Raw genomic sequence first — 6,256 nt, 5'->3', positions numbered from 1 at the left:
CCCGCCGTACCGGCTGGTCCGGCGGTGCCGCCGTTCATATCGACACCGGCATGAACCGGCTCGGCCTGACGTTATCGGAGGCGCAGGCCATCATCCCCCGCATCAATGCCGGCGATCACGGCATCACGCTGGTGATGAGCCATCTGGTTTCGGCCGAGCAGCTCAACAGCCCGGTCAATGCAAAACAGCTCGCCGCCTTCCGCGGCATCTCCAGCGAATTTTCGGGCGTGCCGGCGGCGCTCGCAAATTCCTCCGGAATCTTCCTGGGCGCGCCCTTCCAGTTCGACCTGGTGCGACCGGGCGCTGCACTCTATGGCGTCAATCCGACGCCGGAGGCCGACAATCCGATGCAGCCGGTCGTGGACCTCAAGGCGCGCATCGTGCAGATCCGCACCATCGAGCGTGGCGAGACCGTCGGCTATGGCGGCACCTGGAGCGCACGGCGGCCGACCAAGCTCGCGATCATCGCGGTCGGCTATGCCGACGGCTATTTCCGCGCCGCCAGCTCCAACGACGGCACCCGCGGCGCCGAGGTGATCGTCGCCGGCAAGCGCTGCCCGGTCGCGGGCCGCGTCTCCATGGATCTGATCGCGATCGACATCACCGATCTGCCGCCGAACGCGGCGCGACGCGGCCACCTGGTGACGCTGATCGGCGAAGGCATCACCGTCGACGAGCTCGCGCATCATTTCGGCACGATCGGCTACGAGGTGCTGACCAGCCTCGGCCCTCGCTATGCCCGCATCTATAAGGGCGGCAATGTGGTGGAGCCCCTGGTCAAGCCGGGGCCGGCGCAGGCGGCCGAGCAGCCAGCTGCGCCGCCGCCGATCGAGCAGCCGGTGAGCCCGCCGCCGCTGCCGGGCTGAGCTGCCAGCCGCTTACTTCTTCTTCCTGCCGTCGAGCGCTGCCTTGCAGGTCGCGCTGAGCTGGTCGCGCTTGCCGTTGAGGCAGGCAACGATGCCGCCGCCGGGGGCGATGCCGGCACAGAACTTGTCGTAATCCGCCTTGCACGCGCCGCGCGGATTGGACGATTGTGCCGAAGCCGCTCCGGAGATCGCGGCAACGACGACGAAAGCAGCAAAGCTCAATTTGGACATTGTATCTCCGGGACGGAAGGCAGGAGCCGGTAGCTCTACATGAAGATCGCGACATTCAACATCAACAACATCAACCGCCGCCTGCCCAATCTGTTGGCATGGATGCGCGCGGCGAAGCCCGATGTCGTCGCACTTCAGGAGTTGAAGGCAAGTGATGGCGAATTTCCGGCGGCTGCCATCGAAAAGGCCGGCTATGGCGCGGTGTGGCGTGGACAAAAGACCTGGAACGGCGTCGCCATTCTGGCCCGCAATGCGGAGCCCATCCTCACGCGCGACCGGTTGCCGGGAAAACCTGGAGATCTCGAAGCCCGCTACATCGAGGCCGCCGTGCGCGGAATCATCGTCACCAGCATCTACCTGCCGAACGGCAACCCCCAGCCCGGACCGAAGTTCGACTACAAGCTCGACTGGTTCGCGCGCCTGAAGCGTCACGCCAAGACGTTCGTCAAGCAGGATCTGCCCGTGGTGCTCGCCGGCGACTACAACGTCGCCCCGACCGAGACCGACATCTATCCGACGCGCTCGTGGGACAAGGATGCGCTGATCCAGCCGAAGAGCCGCGCGGCCTTTGCCTCCCTCGTCGAGCAAGGCTGGTGCGATGCGATCCGCGAGCTGCATCCGGACAAGCGCATCTACAGCTTCTGGGACTACAAGCGAAACCGCTGGCCGCGCGATGCCGGCCTGCGACTCGATCACCTGCTGCTCAGCCCTGCCCTGGTCTCACGGCTGGCAAAAGCCGGGGTCGACAAGAAGGTTCGCGGCGAGGACGGTGCCAGCGATCATGCGCCGGCCTGGGTGGTGTTGAAATAAGCGAGGTGCCGTAGGGTGGGCAAAGCGAAGCGTGCCCACCAAATTTCGCTTACGGAGACAGGTGGTGGGCACGGCGCAAGTGCGCCTTTGCCCACCCTACGGCATCGGAGAACGATGCCAGATCAACGCCCGTAATAGTCCTGCACCGTGTCCCACGCCGCCTTCTGCAGCAGCTCCGCCGTCGACGCATCGAGCCCCATTGTGTAGGAATTGCCGACCGGCGACCGTCCGGTCAGCGCGGCGAGCGTCACGCAAGTCGCCAGATACGTGCCTGCAGGACTCGGATGCCGCTTGTCGGGCGCATAGAGATTGAGCTCGGGCTGGAGCTTGCGCACGCGCGCAAATGCGAGGCCTGCCGGAATCACCAGCGCATCATTGGCATTGCCCGCCACCGTGTAGGCTTCGGCGAGCCCCTCCGTCATGTCCGGCTTGTCGGCATAGGCCCAGGACATGAAAAACACCGGCCGCATGCCGTGGGCGCGAACGATCTCGCTGTCCTTCCTGGCGAAGGTCGTGAACGCGTCCTTCAACTGCGGATGGATCGGGCACTGGCTGCAATCCATCATCACGACGGCGTCGAACTGCTTGCCCGGCTTGTTGAAGACGACGACGTTCTGCTCGTCGAAGGAATAGGCGCCGATGCCGCCCGGACGCAGCAGATTGTCCATGTCGTGCCAGTCGAGGCCGGAGCCGCCGATCGTCGCCATCGTATTGCGATACGCCGCCTTGTTCTCGGCGTCGGCCGCCCGCTCCATGAAGGAGAGATGCCCGGGCATTCCGTTGTTGTAGTAGAAGAAGCTGTTGCCGACGAACAAAGCGGCCTTGGGGAAGTCGGGGCCTAGCGTCGTGACCTTCGGCCTGGTCTGCGCCTGTGCATCGAAGCCCACTGCAACGGCCAGACACATTGCGAGCATCACTCGCGCAAAAAGACGCATCATGGCTTCCTCCCGTTTTTCTCGGGCCGGAACAGATCAGCTTTTCGAAATCGCCTCAAGAGCGCGGACGTGCAGCAGATATGCGTGAGGCCAGATGCTCACCACAAATTCTTGCCGTCGATCATGTTCACCGGCACGGCGTCGAGATCGAAATCGTCGAACAGCCGCGCGTTCACGGCGACCCTGGGATTGTCGAAATCGGGCTTGCCGCTCGACCAGTCCGGCGACTCCGAATAGGTGCCGCAGCCGCAACTCGCGCAGAAATGGTGCTTGACCGTGCGGCTGCCCCAGAGATAGGTCGCGACATTGTCCGGCGGTGACAGCAGACGAAACTGCGCCGGCGTGTAGTAGGCCCACAGCGCGCCGCGCTTGGCACAGAGCGAACAGGTGCAGCGCGTCACGTTCGAAGGCGCCTCCGTCACCTCGAACACCGTCTCACCGCAATGACAGCTTGCCTCGATCGGCATGACCCGCTCCCCGTTTTGTCAGGAGATGGTCGTAGCCGGCCCCTGCTGCCAACATGCTGTCAGCAGCGCAGGCGCGATCAGGGAACTTCGTTCGCGGACAGCCGCTTGGCGTTCGCGGCGACATGCTCGCGATAGCGCTGGACGACGGCCGCAGGCGTAGCGCCGGCGAGCAGGCTCACGGTCGCCTCGAAGGCTGCGGCGATCTTCTCGCTGATAATCAGAACGGCTTCCTGCCCGGCCGCCTCGTCGCCGTGGCTGAGCTTCTCGCAGCGCAGCCGCACCACTTCGCTCGCCTCGAACGCGAGCATCGCGCCGGCAACCCAGGGAAAGCCGTTGTCGGATCCGCTGAGCACCGCATGGCGGTCGAGCGCGGAGAAGGAGTGATGGTCGGGCATCGCGGGCCTCAAATTCTTTGAGCGAACGCTTCGATCAATACGCTTCAAATTTGAAGGATTCGGCCGGGGAACCGGTCGGATTGTCGGGCGCCTCCGACACCTGCGATTAACCAGGCCCTTGACGCGGCGGCTCTGGTTAGCCTACTGGTCTGACCACAACCAGACCAAAAGAGACCGGGATGGAGCTGAAGCGCGCCGCAGAAGGCGAAAAGGGGTTTGAGAAGGTGTTCGCCTTCCTGCGCGAACGTCTGCTTGCGGGCTCGCTAAAGCCCGGTGACCGCCTGATTTCCGAGCGTGAGCTGGCAACCCTCCTCGGCGTCAGCCGGCCGATCGTCCGCGAAGCGCTGCGAGCCCTTACCGTGCTCGGCATCGTCGAGATCCGCGATCGCATCGGCACCGTGGTGACCCGGCCGGATGTTTCGGTGCTGAACGACTTCTTCACCTTCGCGCTCGCCCAGCAGGCGGACATGCTCGACGACGTCATGCAGGCGCGCGTCGCGATCGAGTGTCAGGCGATCCGTCTCGCCTGCGAGCGCGCCAACATCGCCGATTTCGAACGGCTGCAGCGCGCGCTGGCGAAGATCGGCGAGACGATCGACGAAGCCGATGCCGGCGGCATGGCCGACTTCGACTTCCATCGCGCCATCGTCGTGGCCGCGCATTCGGAGACACTGACAGTCTTGCACGGTTCGCTGGCGGGCCTGTTGACGCATTCGCATCGCAGCCGCCGTGAGCTGGTGCAGGCCTTCCCGTCGATGAAAACGTATCTGATCGACGACCACCGGCGCATCTTCGACGCGATCATCGCCCGCGATCCGGAGCGGGCCGACGCGACGCTGCGCAAGCATTTTGCCATTGGCGACGAATACAGGCGACGCGCAGTCGTCGGCGACATCGACAAGACCAGCGCCTCTGGCTGATCGCGGACTAACCAAGAAACGGGCTGACAACATGGGACGGAACGACAAGGGCAATGTCGGCTTCATCGGCATCGGCACGATGGGCCGCGAAATGGTGCGCAACCTCCTGAAAGCCGGGCACGCGGTGCACGCGTTCGATCTCAACGAGGCCGCCGTAGCTGATATCGTCAAGGAAGGCGCGACCCGCGCCAAGAGCCCTGCCGATGCCGCGCAAGGCGCCGACCTCGTCATCACCATGCTGCCCGACACGCCGCATGTCGAGGCGACGATTTACGGCGAGCACGGCCTGCTGAAGTCGCCGCCATCAGGCAAGCTGATCGTCGACATGAGCACGATCTCTCCGGTCGCGGTCCGCCGCATCCACGCCGACCTGCAGAAAATCGGTGTCAGCTTCATCGACGCGCCGGTTTCGGGTGGGCCCGTGGGCGCCAAGAACGCCGCACTCTCGATCATGGCCGGGGGCGATGCCGACGCCTTCGCCAAGGCCGAGTCGTTCTTCCGGGCAATGGGCACGACGATCACGCATGTCGGCGCGTCCGGCGCAGGACAGACCGTCAAGCTCTGCAATCAGTTGATCTGCGGTATCAACATCCAGGCCATCTGCGAGGCACTGGCGCTCGGGCGCGCTTCCGGCCTCGATCTCAATCTGCTGCGTCGCGTTCTGCTCGGTGGCTCCGCCGCCTCCTGGATGCTTGACAAGCTCGGCCCCGCAATGATCGCGGGCGACGTCTCCGCCGGTTTCCGGATTGATCTCCAGCTCAAGGACCTCCGCCTGGTGCAGGAGCATGCGCAGGCGCTGAGTGTGCCGCTGCCTGGCACCGCACTCGTCACCAGTCAGTATGTCGACGCACGTGCGCATGGCGAAGGCAACAACGGCAACCAGGCGCTGTTCCGCGTCTATGACCGCATGACCAACCAGACCACCGGCTGAACCTGATACGATGAGCCTCCAACTCGACTTTCCCGCAGTGCTGGAGCGTTGGCCGAATTTTCTCGGCGGCGCAGCGCTGACGTTGGAGTTGGCGGCTTTCGCGACGGTGTTTGGCGCCCTGTTCGGCACGCTCGCGGCCGTCGGCCGCGGGTCGCGAAACTCGCTGATCGCGTCGGCCTGCAAAGTCTATGTCGAGGCCATCCGCAACACGCCGCTGCTGGTGCAGATCTTCCTGGTCTATTTCGGGCTCGCCAGCCTCGGGCTGAAATTCTCCGCCTTCACCGTGGCGGTTGCGGCGCTGACGATCAATGTCGGTGCCTATACCGCCGAGATCATGCGTGCCGGCTTCGAGGCGATCCCGCGCGGACAGATCGAGGCAGCCGAGGGGCTGGCCCTGTCGCGCCTGCAAGTCTACTGGCACATCATCCTGCTGCCGGCGATCGAGAAGGTCTATCCCGCGCTCACCAGCCAGTTCGTGCTGCTGATGCTGGCCTCCTCGGTCTGCTCGCAGATCTCGGCGGAAGAGCTCACCGCGGTCGCAAACTACATCCAGTCGGATACCTACCGGGCGTTCGAGACCTACATCATCGTTGCCGTGCTCTACGTCATTCTGTCGCTCGTGATGCGCGCCGGCTTCTGGGGCCTCGGCCTCGTGCTGTTCCCGCGCCGGCGCCAGCTCGGCACGCCGCTGTGAGATGACC

9 protein-coding genes are annotated in these 6,256 nt (G+C 64.6%); 5 read left to right on the top strand and 4 right to left on the bottom strand.

Translation table 11 applies throughout. The annotated features are described in order from the left end of the window. Positions 1–866 (top strand): alanine racemase (gene alr / locus PMI42_RS04995; protein ID WP_008131129.1); only part of this gene is annotated, 866 nt, incomplete at its 5' end. A 12-nt stretch (positions 867–878) separates the two neighbouring features. Here the strand turns inward: alr and PMI42_RS04990 are convergent. Further along, positions 879–1,097, bottom strand: a complete 219-nt coding sequence (locus PMI42_RS04990) for a cysteine rich repeat-containing protein (protein WP_008131128.1) — start codon at positions 1,095–1,097, stop codon at positions 879–881. A 39-nt stretch (positions 1,098–1,136) separates the two neighbouring features. Between PMI42_RS04990 and PMI42_RS04985 the strand changes: the two genes are divergently transcribed. Continuing rightward, the gene (locus PMI42_RS04985; protein ID WP_008131127.1) at positions 1,137–1,907 is read left to right on the top strand and encodes an exodeoxyribonuclease III; all 771 of its coding nucleotides are present in this window, start codon (positions 1,137–1,139) and stop codon (positions 1,905–1,907) included. A gap of 122 nt (positions 1,908–2,029) precedes the next feature. Here PMI42_RS04985 and PMI42_RS04980 read toward each other — a convergent pair whose 3' ends face one another. The 3 genes from PMI42_RS04980 to PMI42_RS04970 form a co-directional block, all read right to left on the bottom strand. Further along, positions 2,030–2,845: an SGNH/GDSL hydrolase family protein gene (locus PMI42_RS04980; RefSeq protein ID WP_008131126.1), complete on the bottom strand. Its 816-nt coding sequence runs from the start codon at positions 2,843–2,845 to the stop codon at positions 2,030–2,032. A gap of 95 nt (positions 2,846–2,940) precedes the next feature. Beyond that, on the bottom strand, positions 2,941–3,309 hold the full coding sequence (locus PMI42_RS04975) for a GFA family protein (RefSeq protein ID WP_008131125.1): 369 nt from the start codon (positions 3,307–3,309) through the stop codon (positions 2,941–2,943). Between the two features lie 77 nt (positions 3,310–3,386). Beyond that, on the bottom strand, positions 3,387–3,704 hold the full coding sequence (locus PMI42_RS04970; protein ID WP_008131124.1) for a hypothetical protein: 318 nt from the start codon (positions 3,702–3,704) through the stop codon (positions 3,387–3,389). Positions 3,705–3,883: 179 nt separating this feature from the next. Here PMI42_RS04970 and PMI42_RS04965 point away from each other — a divergent pair, with 179 nt between their 5' ends. From PMI42_RS04965 to PMI42_RS04955, 3 genes are read left to right on the top strand one after another with little or no spacing between them, the layout of a single operon-like run. Further along, positions 3,884–4,624, top strand: a complete 741-nt coding sequence (locus tag PMI42_RS04965) for a FadR/GntR family transcriptional regulator (protein ID WP_008131123.1) — start codon at positions 3,884–3,886, stop codon at positions 4,622–4,624. A 31-nt stretch (positions 4,625–4,655) separates the two neighbouring features. After that, the gene (locus PMI42_RS04960) at positions 4,656–5,555 is read left to right on the top strand and encodes an NAD(P)-dependent oxidoreductase (protein ID WP_008131121.1); all 900 of its coding nucleotides are present in this window, start codon (positions 4,656–4,658) and stop codon (positions 5,553–5,555) included. A 10-nt stretch (positions 5,556–5,565) separates the two neighbouring features. After that, positions 5,566–6,249, top strand: coding sequence for an amino acid ABC transporter permease (locus tag PMI42_RS04955; RefSeq protein WP_008131119.1), 684 nt, complete (start codon positions 5,566–5,568; stop codon positions 6,247–6,249). The last annotated feature ends 7 nt before the right edge of the window (positions 6,250–6,256 follow it).

The sequence above is a fragment of the Bradyrhizobium sp. YR681 genome (genome assembly GCF_000282615.1).
In the GTDB taxonomy this organism is placed as follows: domain Bacteria; phylum Pseudomonadota; class Alphaproteobacteria; order Rhizobiales; family Xanthobacteraceae; genus Bradyrhizobium.
This window is presented reverse-complemented; position numbering and strand designations above follow the sequence as displayed.

Excerpts from the sequence above, each read along its gene's own strand:
- PMI42_RS04990 (WP_008131128.1), bottom strand. The coding sequence starts at position 1,097 with ATGTCCAAATTGAGCTTTGCTGCTTTCGTCGTCGTTGCCGCGATCTCC.
- PMI42_RS04985 (WP_008131127.1), top strand. The coding sequence starts at position 1,137 with ATGAAGATCGCGACATTCAACATCAACAACATCAACCGCCGCCTGCCC.
- PMI42_RS04980 (WP_008131126.1), bottom strand. The coding sequence starts at position 2,845 with ATGATGCGTCTTTTTGCGCGAGTGATGCTCGCAATGTGTCTGGCCGTT.
- PMI42_RS04975 (WP_008131125.1), bottom strand. The coding sequence starts at position 3,309 with ATGCCGATCGAGGCAAGCTGTCATTGCGGTGAGACGGTGTTCGAGGTG.
- PMI42_RS04970 (WP_008131124.1), bottom strand. The coding sequence starts at position 3,704 with ATGCCCGACCATCACTCCTTCTCCGCGCTCGACCGCCATGCGGTGCTC.
- PMI42_RS04965 (WP_008131123.1), top strand. The coding sequence starts at position 3,884 with ATGGAGCTGAAGCGCGCCGCAGAAGGCGAAAAGGGGTTTGAGAAGGTG.
- PMI42_RS04960 (WP_008131121.1), top strand. The coding sequence starts at position 4,656 with ATGGGACGGAACGACAAGGGCAATGTCGGCTTCATCGGCATCGGCACG.
- PMI42_RS04955 (WP_008131119.1), top strand. The coding sequence starts at position 5,566 with ATGAGCCTCCAACTCGACTTTCCCGCAGTGCTGGAGCGTTGGCCGAAT.